Here is an 18083-nt window from a genome sequence, read left to right as displayed (position 1 = left end):
TCCAGTTCTGATCGAACATAAGTAGGCTGCTCATGAAGCAGCCACATTAAAATATGGCTGAGGAGTGTAGAAGAGATGGCGAACTTTTTTGTCGACCGTCCTATTTTTGCGTGGGTGCTGGCTATCCTTCTCAGCCTGTGCGGTATGTTGGCGATCAAGTCATTACCGCTAGAACAATACCCCGATCTGGCTCCGCCTAGCGTAAGGATCACGGCTAGCTATCCCGGTGCGTCGGCACAGACGCTGGAAAATACCGTGACACAGGTTATCGAGCAGAGCATGACCGGGCTGGATAACCTGATGTACATGTCCTCGGACAGCAGCAATACCGGGCAGGCCCGAATCATGCTGACCTTCGAAGCGGGCACCGACCCCGATGAAGCCCGTCAGCAGGTGCAAAATCAACTTCAATCCGCTACCCGTAAGCTGCCGCAGGACGTGCAGCAGCAGGGCGTCACCGTAAGTAAAACCGGCGACACCAATATCCTGATGGTCGCGTTTGTCTCTACTGATGGCAGCATGGACAAACAGGATATCTCCGATTATGTCGCGACGAATATTCAGGAGCCGATCAGCCGCATCAGCGGGGTGGGCGAGGTCGATTCCTATGGATCGCAGTATGCGATGCGCATTTGGTTGGACCCAGCCAAACTGATGGATTATTCGCTGACGACCAGCGACGTTGTGCGGGCTATCGAATCGCAAAATAGTCAGGTTTCGGTAGGGCAAGTTGGCGGTGTACCGTCGGTGGATAATCAGGCGCTTAACGCCACGATCAACGCACAATCTCTGCTACAGACGCCGCAACAGTTCCGTGATATCACGCTGCGCGTCAATCAAGATGGGTCTGCCGTCACGCTGGCCAATGTTGCGGAAGTGGAACTCGGTGCCGAACGCTATGATTTTCTCAGCCGCTTTAACGGTCAGGCTGCATCTGGGCTGGGCGTTAAGTTAGCGTCTGGCGCTAACGAACTGGAAACTGATAAGCGCGTCAGAGAACGCATCGAAGAACTGTCACATTACTTCCCCCACGGGCTGGAAGCCAAAATTGCCTTCGAAACGTCCCCTTTTGTGAAAGCCTCCATTACTGATGTGGTGAAAACGCTATTTGAAGCGGTGCTGCTGGTCTTTCTGGTGATGTACCTGTTTTTGCAGAATTTCCGCGCCACGCTGATTCCCACGATTGCAGTGCCGGTGGTGTTGCTCGGTACGTTTGCTGTGCTGTATGCCTTCGGCTTTAGCCTGAACACGCTGACAATGTTCGCGATGGTGCTGGCGATTGGCCTGCTGGTGGACGACGCCATCGTGGTGGTTGAAAACGTAGAGCGGGTAATGAGCGAAGAAGGGCTATCGCCACGTGAAGCGACGCGAAAATCGATGGGGCAGGTGCAGGGGGCGCTGGTCGGGATTGCGCTGGTGCTGTCCGCTGTGTTTGTGCCGATGGCTTTCTTTGGCGGCACCACGGGGGCGATTTATCGTCAGTTCTCCATCACGATTGTGACGTCAATGATTCTGTCGGTGCTGGTGGCGATGATTCTGACGCCTGCACTGTGTGCGACGCTGCTCAAGCCGCTCGCCAAAGGCCAGCACCACGGCCGTAAAGGTTTCTTCGGCTGGTTTAACCGGAGCTTTACCCGCACGTCGCTGGGCTATGAGCGTGGCGTCGGCAAGATATTGGTAAACAGCGGACGCTGGCTGCTGCTTTATATGGGTATTATCGGGATTATGGCTTTCCTGTTTTTCCGGCTGCCAACCTCGTTTTTGCCACAGGAAGATCGGGGCGTGTTCACGACTCAGGTACAGCTTCCACCTGGGGCGACGCAACAGCAGACCTTACAGGTGGTCAACAAAATCGAGCAGTATTACCTTACGCAGGAAAAAGACACGGTGACATCCGTGTTTTCCACCATCGGCTCAGGGCCGGGCGGAAATGGGCAGAACGTGGCGCGGCTGTTTGTGAGCCTTAAAGACTGGAACGAACGCACCACGCCGGAGAGCAGTTCGTTTGCCGTCATCGAACGCGCCACTAAAGAATTTCGCAAGATCAAGGAAGCTCGCGTGTTCGCCAGCAGCCCACCGTCTATCAACGGTTTGGGCAGCGCTGCGGGCTTCGCTATGCGGTTACAGGATCGCGGTGGGTTGGGGCACGATGCGCTGATGGCCGCGCGGGATCAACTGCTGAATATGGCTGACAGTAACCGTGAACTGACGCGTGTGCGCCATAACGGTCTGGATGACAGTTCGCAACTGCGGATTCATATCGATCAGCGCAAAGCACAGGCGCTGGGCGTATCGGTAGACGACATTAACAGCACGCTGAAAACGGGCTGGGGGTCGACCTATGTGAATGACTTCCTTGATCGTGGCCGCGTGAAGAAAGTCTACGTGCAGGCGGCAGCGAAATTCCGCATGCTGCCGGACGATATCAGTAAATGGTATGTGCGTAATAACAGCGGCGGCATGGTGCCGTTCAGCGCGTTTGCACAGACTGTCTGGGAAACGGGATCGCCGCGCCTTGAACGCTACAACGGCTATTCGTCGCTGGAAATTGTCGGCGAGGCCACGCCGGGCGTCAGTACCGGTACGGCGATGAATATTATGGAATCGCTGGTGGAGAAGCTGCCGGAAGGCTTTGGGGTGGAGTGGACGGGGATGTCTTTGCAGGAGCGCCTAAGCGGGGCGCAGGCTCCGGCGCTGTATGCGATTTCGCTGCTGGTGGTGTTCTTGTGTCTGGCTGCGTTGTATGAAAGCTGGACTGTGCCGTTCTCCGTCATGCTGGTGGTGCCGATGGGCGTACTCGGGGCGCTGGTGGCGACCTGGGCGCGCGGTCTGGAAAACGATGTCTATTTTCAGGTTGGGCTACTGACGGTGGTCGGGCTATCGGCGAAGAACGCCATCCTGATTGTGGAATTCGCCAACGAGATGAACCAGAAAGGAAAGGATCTGGTTGAGGCCACGCTGGAGGCTTCCCGCCAGCGGTTGCGGCCTATCTTGATGACGTCACTGGCGTTTATCTTCGGTGTGTTACCGATGGCGACCAGCAGCGGTGCGGGTTCTGCCAGCCAGCATGCGGTGGGAACGGGCGTGATCGGCGGCATGCTAGCCGCCACCTTCCTCGCCATCTTCTTTGTACCGCTGTTCTTTGTCGTCGTGCGCCGTCGCTTTCCGCTAAAGGAGAAGGTGACGGAGCAGGATTAGGTGCAGATGCAATAATTTATGGTGAAATTCATCAAACTGTAAAAAAAGGTAACTACGTTATGTCCTGCTAAACTACGCAACCAAGGACATAACAATGAAAGCTCGCTGGTTACTGCCTTTACTGATTTCTGCTGCGCTGCCGGGAATGGTCCAGGCTCAGGCCATTTATCCCATTGACCGCGCCACCATGCTGGCGGGCGGGAAATTCGATTTTAAAGTCGAGTTTGATGAAGTACTCAAGCCGGAAGATATTCGCATTCTGATCAACGGCAAAGATTACCAGCAGGTGCTGGGCAAAACAGCCTCGTTTGTTGAGCGTGAAGATGGCGGCAACGCTTCCACTGTCTGGCTGCGAGACGTAAACCTGCCAGAAGCAGGCAAGTACGTGGTAGAGGCGGAAGCCAAAGGCAAAAAGACCCAGGTGAACTGGGACGTCTATTCAGCGTCTGGTACGCGTAAAGCCAAGAACGTCATTCTGTTCATCGGCGATGGCCTGTCCGTTGCGCACCGTACTGGCGCGCGCATCCTGTCCAAAGGGGTGACGGAAGGGAAAGCTGACGGTCGTCTGGCGATTGATGACCTGCAATATATGGCGTTTGGCGGTACTTCCAGTACTGACTCCATCGCGGCCGACAGCGCCAACACCATGAGTGCTTACATGACCGGTCACAAATCCGGTGTGAATGCGCTGGGTGTGTACGTCAGCCGTAGCAAAAGCTCACTGGATCACCCGAAGCAGGAAACGCTGGGTGAGCTGCTAACGCGTTCTACCAAGATGTCTGTCGGTGTCGTCAGCGATGCTGAACTTCAGGATGCGACGCCAGCCGCTGTGGTTTCCCACACTCGCCGCCGTGCGGATAAAGCCGAAATTGTCGAGATGTTCTACAACGTGCAGCCTACGGTCATGTTAGGCGGCGGTTCTGCCTACTTCCTGCCGAAAAGCACGCCGGGTTCAAAGCGTAAAGACGAAACCAACTACGTTGAGAAATTCCAGCAGGCGGGTTACTCACTGGTTACCGATGCGGATTCACTGAAGAAAAACGCGTCACAGGCCACCAAGCTGCTGGGGCTGTTCCACACCGGCAATATGGATGGTGTGATGGATCGTCGTTTCCTGAAAAACGACGTAGCCAAGAAATTCCCCAACCAGCCTGACCTGACTGAAATGACGCAGGCGGCGCTGGATGTGCTGTCCAAAAACCAAGACGGCTTCTTCCTGATGGTGGAATCCGCGCTGATCGACAAAGCATCTCACCCGCTGGATTGGGAACGTGCGTTTACTAACACCATCATGCTGGATCAGTCTGTCGCGATCGCTAAAAAGTTCGTGGAGAAAAACCCAGATACGATGATTATCGTCACGGGTGACCATACGCACGGTCTGTCTATCATCGGTACGATAGATGACAGCAAGCCGGGCACCGAGATGCGTGAGAAAGTCGGTGTGTATGAAGACGCAGGCTATCCGAACTACAAAGACGCCAACAAAGACGGCTACCCGGATGATTTGAACGTCTCCAAGCGTCTGGCGGTGTTCTTCAACAACTACCCAGACTATTACGAAACGTTCCGTCCGAAGCTGGATGGTCAGTTCGTTCCTGCTATCAAGAACGAAAAAGATGAATACGTTGCTAACAAAGCCTACGAGAAAGTGCCGGGTGCGGTATTCCGTGAAGGGATCCTGCCACGCTCTTCCGATACAGGTGTTCATGCCGTTGACGATATGGTGATTCAGGCGAGTGGCCCCGGTGCAGAACGCATTCGTGGTTACATGGAAAACACCGATCTGTTCCGCGTGATTGTTGATGCACTGGCGGTGAAACCGCAAGACAAAAAGTAACCCTACGACGCTATGAATAATGCGAAATGTAGCAAAGCGGGGGCAACCCCGCTTTTATTCTCTTGGCTGCGTGCGGTGCTGGTGCTTCTGCTCCTCGGTGGTATCGCTCCGGTGAACGCTGCGCAGTCTGAACTCTCCTTCGATAAGCTGTATGCCTCTTACGGCGTGCTGGGTCTGGAATTCTCCAATGACGTCAAAGCGCTCTCCGGTAAACGGGTAAAGATGCACGGCTTTATGGCGCCGCCGCTCAAGGCGGAGTCACAATTCTTTGTATTAACTAAAATGCCGATGGCGCTATGTCCCTTCTGCTCGTCTGATGCGGACTGGCCCGAAGATATTGTCGTCGTCTATCTCGCCAAACGTCAGACCTTCGTACAGAACAACACCATGATTGAGGTGGAAGGTGTGCTGGAGCATGGATCGTGGACCGATCCTGAAACGGGTTTCGTCAGCCTGCTGCGACTGCGTGAAGCCACGTTCGATACCCTTTAGGAGCGCTGATGGCTGAGTTATTGATTCAACACCTGAGTGTGACCTTTCCTGATACGTCAGAGGCCGTGCTGGATATTCCCGCGTTGTCGATTCGTTCTGGCGAACGGGTCGCTGTGATGGGGCCTTCCGGTTCCGGTAAGACCACGCTGGTGAATGCCATAACTGGCATGGATCACAGCGGAACGGGTCAAGTGCAGTGGGAAAAGCAGGATATCTGGCAGTTGAAAGAAGCAGAACGCGACCGCTGGCGGGCGCAGCACATTGGGCTGGTGATGCAGGATTTCCACCTTTTTCCCGGTCTGAATGCAATAGAGAACGTCTTACTGCCTGCGCAGTTTCACCACTGGCGGATACCTGCATCGCTCAGGCAGCGGGCGGTAGATTTGCTGGCACAGGTCGGACTGGATACGGGAAAACGCCCGGTTGAGGTGTTATCACGCGGTGAGAAGCAGCGGGTTGCTGTCGCGAGAGCCTTGCTGAGCAATCCAGACATCATCGTTGCCGATGAACCGACAGCCAGTTTGGACGCGCAGAGCGGTGAGCAGATCGCTGACCTGCTGGTGACGCTGGCGCGAGAGAGCCGTGCAACGCTTATCGCCATTACGCACGATGCGCATTTGGCATCACAGATGTCGCGCTGTATTCAACTCGAAAAAGGACGCCTCGTGGCGGACACGCTGTATCAGGAGGATCCTGCATGATTCCATGGCGTCTTATCTGGGTAGACTGGCGTCGGCTATGGCCGGGTGTGCTGGTTGTGGTATTGCTGATCGCGATGGCGACAGCATTAAGTATTTCCGTGAGTTTGCAGGAAAGAGCGCTACGCATGGGCAGTGCCAAAGCGGCCGATCGTTTCGATCTGGTGATTGGTGCGCCGGGAAGCGAAACACAACTGGTGCTGTCGTCCGTGTTCCTGCAACCGTCTGCGTTGACCTTGATTCCTGCGCAGGTGCTGACTGATTTAGAGAAAAACCCGCTGGTGGCATGGGCGGCACCAGTCGCATTTGGTGATTTCTATCAGGGGATGCCGATTATCGGCACCACGCCGCCGCTGGTCACGGATAACGGCAAGCGACAACTCACTGCCGGACGCATGTTCAACGACGACTTTGAGGCTGTGGTCGGCGCGCAAACGGGGCTGACTGTGGGGAGTAAATTTAGCCCTATTCATGGTCAGATAGGAACGGAAGGCGCGCACGCGCACGATGATGTCATCTACACCGTGGTCGGTGTGTTGCCTGCCGACGGCAGCGCGTGGGATAAAGCGATTCTGGTGCCGGTAAATGCCGTGTGGCGGGTGCATGGGATCCATCCACCGCATGATGCAGAAGATGCACATCATGATGAACACGACCATGATGCGAGTGAGCAAGGAGCACATGATCACGACGATGAGCATCACGACGATCATAGTGATGTGGAAGCACATGAGCACAAACATCAGGCGGGACTGCCTGCGATTGTCGTGAAACCGAAAACGATCGCTGGCGCTTATCAACTGCGTTCTCTATATCGCAGCAACACAACGCTGGCAGTGTTCCCCGGTGAAGTGTTGGTGAAGCTGTACTCGATGCTGGGCGATATTCGCGAACTGCTGACCTATATCTCGCTGGGGACGGAGGGATTAGTGGGCGTAGCCGTCGCGATGGTGGCGGTTATCCATCTGCGGCAGCGGCAGAAACAGATTGGCGCACTCCGTGCATTTGGCGCACCGCGCTACGGCATTTTCACGTTGATTTGGAGTGGGTTGATGTCGCTGGTGAGTGTCGGCGTGCTAGTGGGTGTCGGTCTGGGCTACCTTGCTGCACAGGCTATTGCCGTAGTGATGAGCGAGAAAAGCGGCTTTGTCCTGCCGGTGACGCTGGAATGGGAAGACATCCACTTCGTTCTGCTCCTGTTGCTGGTGGCCGCTGTCGTCCTCACGATTCCGGCCATGCTGTCCTATCGTCAGTCTCCGGCAACGGCACTGCGTGGGGAATAAGTGCGTAGCGGAGAATAACGGCGTGCGCCGTCGGAAATGATGGGCACGCTTGCATCCATAGTGAAAATAATACGTTGCGTTGGAAAGGTATCTCGACAGACTGACACTGCGGGATACCTTATTATTCCGGCTTACCCCGCTCTTACTGCTCGAAATAGGTACGGATTTTCTCGATGTCGTCGCCGTTAGACAGCGCTAGCGAAAGCAGAATGCGTGCTTTTTGTGGGTTGTAGAATCCGCTGCCGATCGCACCGTCTTTCTTCTTATCGGTAACATAGCCGCTGCCGGTGCGCGTACTGATCACCACCGGAATGCCTTTGGCTACCGCTTTCTTGATGTCTTCTTTGATACGCGTGGGCGTCGCACCGTTACCGCTACCCGCGATAATGATGCCTTTTGCGCCCTGTTCAATGGCGGCATTCAGCAGACCACTGTCTTGATCCTGATAGCCGTAGAGAATGTCGACCTTCGCCAGCGTGTCCTTATTGCTTACGTCAAAGAACGGTTTGTTTTCGGGGGCAGCAGGCTGATAAAAGAAGCGCGGAACGCCGCCGTAGAATGCGCCCAGATAGCCTTGTTCATTGGCTTTGAACGTGTCCAGCGCCGTGGCATTGGTTTTGGTGGTGTAGAATGCGGAGCCGATGCGATCGTTCAGCAACACCAGCGCGCCGCGTTTTTCCGCGTTCTTACTGGTTGCCAGCGTGACGGCTTCCAGCAGGTTCATAGGACCATCCGCGCTGATGGCGGTGGCGGGACGCATTGCGCCGACGACAACCACTGGTTTCTCGCTTTTTACCGTCAGATCCAAAAAGAACGCGGTCTCTTCCAACGTATCGGTGCCGTGAGTAATGACGACGCCGTGCGTATTTGAATCGCCTAGCTGTTTGTTAATCGCTTTGGATAGCTTTAACAGAATCGCTTGATCGATATTTCCGCTGGCGGTATTGGCGATTTGCTCGCCTGTCACCGTAGCGACATCGCCAATAGCCGGAACGGCGTTCAACAGTTCCTGGATGCCGATAGCGCCCGCCTTATAACCTGTCGTGGCCGTATTGGATTCTGCCTTTCCAGCAATGGTGCCGCCGGTAGCGTAGATAGTGACGCCAGGTTTGGCGTCATCGGCTAGCAGCGCATGAGACGACAGCATCAGGCAAGCGGCGGTGATGGTGCGGGCGATAAATGAGAGTTGCATTTGCAGGTCCTTGTTTTTTGGTATGGGAATACAAGAACAAAAGCAACTTCTATACCAATGTTAACTTATCTGTTAGTCAGCTAATTAATTGCGGATAGTCTTTGGTTTGGTGCACGGCGTGGGGCGTTGGCGGCTATATTGCACCGCAATGGTGAGGGCTGTGGCATCGACGTGGAATGAGCGGTGCTGCCAAATGACAGGACGACTCCGTGCCGGTAGAACAGGATGACTACATCACGAGATTGCTGGCGCAACATAAAGAAGCAGGGTGAACGTGGTTCACCCTGCTGCATCTTACTCTCTTGGCGTAGCGCTAGAGAGGATTAGCGTAAATCCAACATCGCGATATGATCCATATCGTCAAACGTCAGGTTTTCGCCGATCATGCCCCAAATGAAGGCGTAGTTTTTGGTGCCGACGCCGGTGTGAATCGACCAGCTTGGGGAAATCACAGCCTGTTCGTTATGCATCACCAGATGACGCGTTTCATGCGGCTCGCCCATCATATGGAAAACAATGGTGTCTTCCGCCATATCAAAATAGAAGTAAACTTCCATTCTGCGTTCATGAGTATGCGTCGGCATTGAATTCCAGTTGCTGCCTTCCTCCAGACGCGTTAACCCCATGCTCAACTGGCAGGTTTCCACCACTTCCGGCACCAGATATTTGCAAATCGTCCTTTTGTTGCAGGTCGTGACGTCTCCCAACGGTGCTTTGATGGCGTCATCCTGTGTGATGATGCGTGTCGGGTAAACGGCATGAGCCGGTGCGCTGTTGTAATACAGTTTTGCTGGTTTTGCCTTGTCCAGACTACTAAATGCTAAAGCCTTGGCTCCTTTCCCGATATAGAGCGCTTCCTCGTTGCCAACCTGATAGCTTGTGCCGTCGATAACGATTTTTGCCGGGCCGCCGATATTGATCAGCCCCAGTTCGCGCCGCTCAAGAAAATAGTTCACGCCAAATTGTTTGCCGATGCCGTCATCAAACGTTATCTCGCCATCTATCGGCATGATCCCACCCACAACAATTCGGTCGATGTGGCTGTAAGTCATGGTGTAGTGGTTTGGCGTGAAGATTTTCTCAATGAGAAATTTCTTTCTCAGCTCGGTGGTATCAAGCGTTTTCGCATGCTCACTGTGTACACTCTGTCGTACGTCCATTCTGTTACCTTTTATGCGTGTTTAGGTGAAAAGCGTTTTGCCCATAATGCCGTAATGATGGGCACCAATACTGACGTCACAATGACGCTGGTGGCGACTAACGCTGTCGCCTGTTGAGCAACCGGAGCGAACTCTGGCGCCATATTCGCGATCAGAAGGGGAGTGGCAACGGCGGCACCCGCGCTGCTGGATGCGGCTATGCCCGCGGTTCCATTACCGCCGCCGATAAACTTATCGGCGAGAATCAATGGAATACCGGTAACAATAATGACCAATACGCCGAGGAAAATCCCTGCGAAGCCCGTTTGGAGGATCACCGATAAATTAATGGTGTTGCCCAATGCAAAGGCGAAGAAAGGGATCAGCGTTTGTACTGAATTACCGAACAGCTTTCTCAAGTCTGGGTCAAGGTTGCCCAGCGTAAAACCAATCAGGAAAGGCAGTACGGCACCGACAAATAACTGAGGTTCAAAGGTGGCGATACCGCTGGCACCCAGAATGACCATGGTCATCAACGGGCCGGATTCCAGAGACATCAGCACGAAGGCACCCGCTTCTTCTTTCGAACCGTATTGGTTCATCAATGCGGCGTACAAACCACCGTTAGTCATGTCCATTGCCGCGACCAGCGCAAGAACGGAGATCCCAGCCAGCAAGCCGTTTTGGATACCGTCTCCCGGTAAGAATGCGCCCGCAATCATTGCAACAACCCATGCCGTGGCGAGTTTGGTCACCACCAGAACGCCTGATTTTTTCAGCATCGAACCCGTCGCTTTAAGTTCAATGGACGCGCCCATGCAGAAAAACCAGACTGCCAGAATAGGGATCGTGCCAGTAATAAGACCGTTACTGAAAGAACCTAAAAATTTCCCAGCCCCCGGCGTAAAGGTATTACAGAACGCGCCCAAAAAGAGCGGAACCAGCATTAATCCCCCAGGGATTTTATCAATAGCTTGTTTGATTTTCATAACAGTTCTCATTGTAAAAATAGAAATATGTTCAGCCCGCCGTCAATAAAGACAGGTGGATTATTTGTATAATAAATAAATATACCGGTAATACTTCAAGTTGCATGTACGTTGGCTGCGTTCACTCACCCGAATCACTTACCTGAGTAAGCTCATCGGGATTCCTTCCCTTGCCGCCTTCCTGAAACTCGAATTATTTGGGGTATAGAGGGGGATAATAATCAAAGTGTTATTACCCGGTTTTATTAATTATTGAAGATGGTCGTCCTCATTATAAAGTTGATCGTTAATATTTTTCGTCACCGTAATGTTTATGCATTTTGTAATATATTTAGGTGATGGGAAGCCTTCCCGTAATGCTTAGCTAGCTTTTACAGGTAATTATGTCGTGACGTATCCGTCACGCTGATATTTTCATGACTATAGCTATAGTGAATTTCAATTAATTATGAATTGGCGTTCACTATGGCTATTTAGGATAAATTTATTATCTAATATCAATATTCCGACTGTTAATATGAGCTGTGATAGCTTTGCTGGTTTTAATCAGGCTTGCCAGATGCTTCTCTTTTTTTCCGTTAGCATATTGCGATTGCATACCGTTAACGCCGATAGCAGCAATGACGTCACCATTCTGGTTAAAAATCGGCGCGGCCATGCAGCAGATTTCTTCTATATCTTCGCCATCGTCTATTGCCCAGCCCTGTTCCTTGACGGTTTTCAGGTGCTGTAGAAAATCGTCTTTGTTGGTAATCGTCCGGGGTGTCAAATACTCAAAGCTGCAATCAGCAATCAGTGATTCAATTCTTTCCTGCGGTAGCCAAGCCACAAGCACTTTTCCCAGAGACATACGGTTAAATACAATTTTCTTACCTTCCCAGGATGTTTTTACGATGGCCTTGGGAGATTCTACTTTACTCAGAAAGAAACCGTTATCGCCGTCCATAATACCCAGATGGCAGGTTAACTCCGTCTCTTTGACCAGCTCGTGCATAAAGTTAATGGTGTCTTTACGCAGATCAATATTCTTTATTACCAGACCACCCAACTCAAACAGTCTCAGCCCCAAAACATAACGCCCATCAGCGCGCTGGCGTAACAGTTGCGTTACCACCAGCACTTCCAATAGATGATGCACGCTGCTTTTGGGTATAGACAAATCAGTACAAATCTCAGTGAAGCTGGCTTCGTCACGTTTGGCGATGTAGTCAATAACCATCACTAAACGGACTGCTGCTGGCGCTTTACTGTGTTCGAGTTGTTGGAATATATTCATGATTGTTCTATATGTAAAACTAGGGTTTCCTATATAGAACAATAATAACGCAACGGTAATTTATTTACCTAGATACAGATCACAAATTAATCGCAAATAGGTTGAATATTTCAATATAAATGAAACATAGTTTTATTAGGGAAACAAAATAGCGGTATTTTGGCAGGAAAGATCCCTGATCTCGTTTTCACAAGGTCAGGGATCTTTTAAATAATAACAGAACGGTAATTAACGTTTTTTAAGGGCGGCGGCCAGAGCATCGCCCATTGCGCTATTGCCTGAGGTTGGTGCGCTGGCCGGACGTGGGCGTGATTTACCGGCTGGCTGACGCAGCGAAGTCGTGTTATCCGCACGTGTATTACCACCGCCACGGCGTGATGCGGTGTCGCCCGGCTGTTCATCAAGCCGCATAGTCAGCGCGATGCGCTTACGTTGCAAATCGACTTCCATCACTTTCACTTTTACGATGTCGCCAGCTTTCACCACTTTATGTGGATCGTCGACGAAATGATCGGCCAGTGATGAAATGTGAACCAAGCCGTCCTGATGGACGCCGATATCCACAAACGCACCAAAGTTGGTGACGTTGGTGACCGCACCTTCCAGAACCATGCCCGGTAGCAGATCTTTTAAGGTTTCTACGCCATCGGCGAAGCTAGCCGTTTTGAATTCAGGACGCGGATCGCGACCCGGTTTTTCCAGCTCTTTGATGATGTCAGTCACCGTCGGCACGCCGAAACGTTCATCGGTGAAATCCGATGGCTTCAGGTTACGCAGCGCAGTTGGATTCCCCATTAGCTCCTGCAACGCCTGTTCGGTCGCGGCCAGAATACGTTCCACAATCGGATAGGCTTCTGGGTGAACGGTAGAGGCATCCAGTGGGTTATTGCCGTGATTGATACGCAGGAATCCCGCGCACTGTTCAAAGGCTTTTGGCCCCAGACGGCTGACTTTCAGAAGTTGTTCGCGGTTGTGGAAACGACCATTCTCATCGCGCCAGGTCACGATATTCTGCGCCATCATGCGCGTCAGCCCTGCAACACGTGTTAACAGCGCTACGGACGCGGTATTCAGGTCAACGCCGACGGCGTTTACGCAGTCCTCGACCACCGCATCCAGTTTCTTCGCGAGCTGGCTCTGGCTCACGTCATGCTGGTACTGGCCAACACCGATGGACTTCGGATCGATCTTCACCAATTCCGCCAGCGGATCCTGCAAACGACGGGCGATAGATACCGCGCCGCGCAGTGACACATCCAGATCGGGGAATTCCAGCGCCGCCAGTTCCGATGCAGAGTACACCGATGCGCCCGCTTCACTGACGATCACTTTCTGCGCGTTGATATCTGGGAACTGTTTCTGTGTGTCGAGGAAGAAACGCTCGGTTTCACGCGAGGCAGTCCCGTTGCCAATCGCCACCAGCTCAACCTGATATTTGAGGCACAGTGCGGCCACAATCGGAGCGGCTTTCGCTGCCTGACCGGTATGCGGATAAATGGTATCGGTCGCGACCAGCTTGCCGGTGGCATCGACCACCGCGACTTTTACACCTGTACGCAGACCCGGATCGAGACCCATGGTGGCGCGCATGCCCGCAGGGGCGGCCATCAGCAGGTCGTGCATATTGCGGGCGAAGACGTTGATCGCTTCGTCCTCGGCCTTTTCACGCACGCTGCCCATCAGTTCGGTTTCAAGGTGCAGCAACACCTTGATGCGCCACGTCCAGCTAATGACGGCGCGTCGCCAGCTATCTGCTGCCGCATTGCCTAGCCGCAGATTCAGATGGTCGATAATAATCTGTTCGCAGTAGCTCTCACGCGGTGCTTCTTCGTGCTGCGGATCGGCATTCAATACCAGTTGCAGCACGCCTTCATTGCGTCCACGGAACATCGCCAGAGCGCGGTGTGAAGGGACCAGAGTAATCGGTTCGTGATGATCGAAATAGTCGCGGAACTTTGCACCTTCTTCTTCTTTCCCTTCTACGACGCGGGAAACCAGATGCGCGTTTTTCCACAGATAATGACGCACTTTTGCCAGTAGTGTTGCGTCTTCGGCAAAGCGTTCCATCAGGATGTAACGTGCGCCGTCCAGCGCGGCCTTCACGTCTGCCACGCCTTTCTCGGCATCGACATAAGCCTGTGCCGTCAGCTCCGGCTCCTGACTTGGGTCTTGCCACAAGCCGTTAGCCAGCGGTTCCAGACCAGCTTCAATCGCGATTTGTCCGCGAGTCCGGCGCTTAGGTTTATACGGCAGGTAGAGATCTTCCAGCTCGGTTTTGCTCAGCGTGCCGTTAATCGCGGTGGCGAGCTGTGCGGTTAACTTCCCCTGCTCGTCGATGGATTTCAGAATAGTCTGGCGCCGATCTTCCAGCTCACGCAGGTAACCGAGACGTGTTTCGAGCTGGCGCAATTGGGTGTCATCCAGCCCGCCGGTCACTTCTTTACGGTAACGGGAGATAAAAGGGACGGTATTTCCTTCGTCCAGCAGGCGAACAGCGGCGTCTACCTGCTCCGTGCGCGCCTGCAATTCGCGGGCGATAAGTTGGCTTAATGAATCATTCATAGGTCTGATATCAGTCGTCATCAAGTTAGTGGAGTAAATAAGTAGTGGAATAAATAAGTCGTGGAGTAAACCAGTGAGGACAGTTATACGGATTGAGCGTGCAAAATGCCAGCCGCTGCCGTCTGGAAAGCGAGTGCGATAACGATGCTATTCTGCGCAACAATCTTTATCTAAATCAATATTCCGTCAGATTCTTGCAACCCACCCACGATTTTAGCGTATGAAATACGTTGGCTTGTTTCTTTATAAATTGAGTGTCGTTTTAATCTGGGCGTGTAGCACGGGATTACCTATCCAAAGCCTGTGAGAGCTGACGGGACAACATCATTATTCGGGCAGGAGAAAGGTTCATGACAGTCAGAACGTCCACGTTGACGGCAGAAGGGCAGGCGAGTATTGCGCTGGAAATGCGTTCCGGCGTACTGGGGAAAACGGCTGTGGATATTCGCCCACTCGGCGAACATGGGCTATGCAGCTATGACCCCGGTTTTGCTAACACGGCAGGGTGTGAGTCGGCGATTACCTACATTGATGCAGCGAATAGCGTGTTGCTGCATCGGGGCTTCCCTGTCGAACAGCTTGCCGAGCAGTGCGACTTTACTGAGGTTTGTTACATTCTGCTGCACAGCGACGCGCCTTCACCGGAGGCGTATGCGAAATTTGCTGACAACATTACCCGACATACGCTGGTTCATGAGCAGATTACCCGGATGTTCAGCGGCTTTCGTCGCGATTCCCACCCAATGGCGCTGATGTGCGCGGTGGTCGGGGCGCTGGCCGCGTTCTATCACGATGTCTTGGATATCAATAACGCGGAACACCGCGAGCTGGCGGCGGTACGGCTGCTGTCGAAAATGCCGACGCTGGCGGCGATGTGCTACAAATACTCCGTCGAACAGCCGTCTGTGTATCCCCGAAATTCTCTCTCCTATACCGGCAACTTCCTGCACATGCTGTTTTCGATTCCGGCAGAGAAGTATGAAGTTAATCCGGTGTTGGAACGGGCGATGAACCGCATCCTGATTCTGCATGCCGATCATGGTCAATGCCCGTCTACCATGGCGGTCAGAGCGTCTGGTTCTTCCGGCGCGAACCCGTTTGCCTGTATTGCGGCTGGGCTGGCGTCGATGTGGGGGCCGTTGCACGGTGGGGCGAATGAAGCCTGCATGCGCATGCTGGAAGAGATTAAAACGGTCGACCGCGTTCCTGAATTTGTACGGCGTGCGAAAGACCGCTGTGATTCATTCCGTCTGATGGGGTTTGGTAACTCTGTCTACCAGCATTTCGATCCACGCGCGGCGATTCTGCGTAAAACCTGTTACGAGGTGCTCAACGAATTAGGCATGGAGGACAGCCTGTTGCAAGTGGCGATGGAGCTGGAACATATCGCCATGACCGATGCCTATTTTCTGGAGAATAAACTCTATCCCAGTGTTGATTTCTATACCTCCGTCATTCTGAAAGCGATGGGGCTGCCGTCATCAATGTTTACCGTCATCTCTACCGTCGGTAGGACGATTGGCTGGATTGCGCATTGGGATGAAATGCACAAACAGCAGGAAATCAGCATCTATCGCCCACGGCAAATTTATACCGGGCAGCCGCAGCGGGACTATGTTTCTCAGAAGGGATAACGTTTCTCAGAAGGAATAATGTTTCTCAAATGAAGGACTAATACGATTACCCCCTGATGCCTATGCTGTGGCATCAGGGGGCAGAGGAAATACGTTAGAATTTTTCCCAGTTATCCTGCGTGTTGCCGACTGGAGCAAGCGCTAAGCGGGCCGTTTGCGCTTTCTTCGCCATCGGCGCTGGGCGGGCTGCTGGCGTGCCACGCAGGTGGAAATGGTTCATCAGTGTTACCAGATGGGATGACTGTTCGCGCAGGCTGGTTGCCGCATTGGCGGACTCTTCCACTAGCGTCGCGTTCTGCTGGGTGACCTGATCAAGCTGGTTCACTGCATCATGAATTTGCGAAATGCCGGATTCCTGCTCCTGCGTTGTCGTCCCAATCTCGCTGATTAAATCCGCCACGCTGCGCGCCTGACGTACCAGCTCATCAATGGTGCTGCCAGTGTCTTCGACCAGGCGATTCCCTGCTTCTACTTTCTCGACGCTGGTGTTGATCAGGACCGCGATCTCTTTGGCGGCGGAGGCGGAGCGCTGTGCCAGTGAACGAACTTCCCCTGCTACCACGGCGAAGCCGCGACCCTGCTCGCCAGCGCGAGCGGCTTCGACCGCCGCATTCAGCGCCAGTATATTGGTCTGAAAAGCGATGCCATCAATGACGCTAATGATGTCTCGGATTTTGTGCGAACTGGTGGAGATCTCTTTCATCGTAATGACCATGTCTCCGAGCGCCTCGCCGCCTTTCGTTGCCGTTTCGCTGGTTTGGCTGGCGAGACGGGTGGCGTTGCGTACCGTATCTGCATTCTGACGAATTGCCTGACTCATCTGCTCCATAGACGCGGCGGTTTGCTGCAAGCTGGCGGCTTGCTCTTCCGTGCGTTGGCTGAGATTTTCGCTGCCTGCCTCGATTTGGCTAGAGCCTGAAGCAATAGCTTCGCTGCTCTGCCGTACCTGCTCGACGATATCGCCCAGGTTATTATTCATGTGATGCATGGTGGCTAACAGACTGCTGTGGTCGTTTGGCTTGATGTCGATGTCGACAGCCAGATCGCCATCGGCCACCAGCCGGGCAATGTGGGTCGCATAAAGTGGTTCACCACCCAGTTGATTTTTCAACGTGCGGGTAATCAGCCATGCCACGACGGCGGCCATCGCGGTGGCGGCAAGGGAGAGAACCAGCATGATGACGCTGCCGGATTGCGCGCCATGCTGTGCGTGGCTGACAATCTCGTTAGTATCCTGCTGTTGCGAGGCCATCATCGCGTCCAGCACTTTGAACAGTGCGTTTTGCGCAGGTTGCATCTCATTAAGAATAATGGCGTTACCCTGCAGACGCAGTTGTGGATCGGTGGATTGCACCAGCTCCATGGCTTTCAAAAAGGCGGTAAGGTACGGCGGGCGGGTGTCTTGAAACTGTTTCAACAGCGCGCTGGTTCCTTCGGTATCCAGCTGTTGCCCCAGTTTTTTCAGGTTGGCGGTATTGCGAGCGATTTGCTCATCGACGAACTGCTTTTCCTGCTTGATTTGCGCAGGGTCGGTGCTGATCGCAATGTTGCGGATCAGGCGGGCATTAGCGTCAAAACCGGCTTTAACATCCTGAATCAATAACATATTGGCTAACGTAGTGCCGGAAAGCCGGTCGATGTCGTTACCCAGCCCAACCAGTTGGAGCCGTCCGAAGAATGCCACCATCAGACTGATGATGATAACCAGAGAAAATCCCATACCCAGCATCTTGCCGAGTTTGATTCTGTTCAGCATATTCATAAACATCCTTAATTTTTT

General features: G+C 53.2%; 12 protein-coding genes. 6 read left to right on the top strand and 6 right to left on the bottom strand.

Annotated elements, in window-relative coordinates:
• Positions 1–75: 75 nt before the first annotated feature.
• The 5 genes from acrD (at position 76) to DCX48_11320 (ending at position 7511) form a co-directional block, all read left to right on the top strand.
• Positions 76–3198: a multidrug efflux RND transporter permease AcrD gene (gene acrD, locus DCX48_11340; protein QXE15055.1), complete on the top strand. Its 3123-nt coding sequence runs from the start codon at positions 76–78 to the stop codon at positions 3196–3198.
• Positions 3199–3292: 94 nt separating this feature from the next.
• Positions 3293–5038, top strand: coding sequence for an alkaline phosphatase (locus DCX48_11335; protein ID QXE15054.1), 1746 nt, complete (start codon positions 3293–3295; stop codon positions 5036–5038).
• 12 nt (positions 5039–5050) lie between these two features.
• Positions 5051–5530, top strand: coding sequence for a hypothetical protein (locus DCX48_11330; GenBank protein QXE15053.1), 480 nt, complete (start codon positions 5051–5053; stop codon positions 5528–5530).
• 8 nt (positions 5531–5538) lie between these two features.
• Positions 5539–6231 carry an ABC transporter ATP-binding protein gene (locus tag DCX48_11325; protein ID QXE15052.1) on the top strand — a complete coding sequence of 231 codons (693 nt, stop codon included), beginning with the start codon at positions 5539–5541 and terminating at the stop codon, positions 6229–6231.
• Positions 6228–7511, top strand: a complete 1284-nt coding sequence (locus tag DCX48_11320) for an FtsX-like permease family protein (protein ID QXE15051.1) — start codon at positions 6228–6230, stop codon at positions 7509–7511. The genes DCX48_11325 and DCX48_11320 overlap by 4 nt, the downstream gene beginning before the upstream one ends.
• A 142-nt stretch (positions 7512–7653) precedes the next feature.
• Here the strand turns inward: DCX48_11320 and DCX48_11315 are convergent, their stop codons facing one another.
• From DCX48_11315 to DCX48_11295, 5 genes are all read right to left on the bottom strand, one after another.
• The gene (locus DCX48_11315; protein QXE15050.1) at positions 7654–8703 is read right to left on the bottom strand and encodes an asparaginase; all 1050 of its coding nucleotides are present in this window, start codon (positions 8701–8703) and stop codon (positions 7654–7656) included.
• A gap of 323 nt (positions 8704–9026) precedes the next feature.
• Positions 9027–9863: a 5-dehydro-4-deoxy-D-glucuronate isomerase gene (locus DCX48_11310; protein ID QXE15049.1), complete on the bottom strand. Its 837-nt coding sequence runs from the start codon at positions 9861–9863 to the stop codon at positions 9027–9029.
• Positions 9864–9874: 11 nt separating this feature from the next.
• The gene (locus DCX48_11305; protein QXE15048.1) at positions 9875–10831 is read right to left on the bottom strand and encodes a 2-keto-3-deoxygluconate permease; all 957 of its coding nucleotides are present in this window, start codon (positions 10829–10831) and stop codon (positions 9875–9877) included.
• Between the two features lie 487 nt (positions 10832–11318).
• Positions 11319–12107: an IclR family transcriptional regulator gene (locus tag DCX48_11300; protein QXE15047.1), complete on the bottom strand. Its 789-nt coding sequence runs from the start codon at positions 12105–12107 to the stop codon at positions 11319–11321.
• 228 nt (positions 12108–12335) lie between these two features.
• Complete coding sequence (locus DCX48_11295) at positions 12336–14669, bottom strand: RNA-binding transcriptional accessory protein (GenBank protein QXE15046.1); 2334 nt, start codon at positions 14667–14669, stop codon at positions 12336–12338.
• 350 nt (positions 14670–15019) lie between these two features.
• Here DCX48_11295 and DCX48_11290 point away from each other — a divergent pair, with 350 nt between their 5' ends.
• A complete protein-coding gene (locus tag DCX48_11290; protein QXE15045.1) occupies positions 15020–16303 on the top strand; it encodes a citrate synthase in 1284 nt (427 codons plus the stop codon).
• A gap of 94 nt (positions 16304–16397) precedes the next feature.
• Here the strand turns inward: DCX48_11290 and DCX48_11285 are convergent, their stop codons facing one another.
• Positions 16398–18065: a methyl-accepting chemotaxis protein gene (locus DCX48_11285; GenBank protein ID QXE15044.1), complete on the bottom strand. Its 1668-nt coding sequence runs from the start codon at positions 18063–18065 to the stop codon at positions 16398–16400.
• Between the last annotated feature and the right edge of the window lie 18 nt (positions 18066–18083).

This window comes from Pectobacterium atrosepticum (genome assembly GCA_019056595.1).
GTDB classification, from domain to species: domain Bacteria; phylum Pseudomonadota; class Gammaproteobacteria; order Enterobacterales; family Enterobacteriaceae; genus Pectobacterium; species Pectobacterium atrosepticum.
Note: the sequence above shows the minus strand (reverse complement) of the source record. Positions and strands in the feature narration are given on the sequence as shown.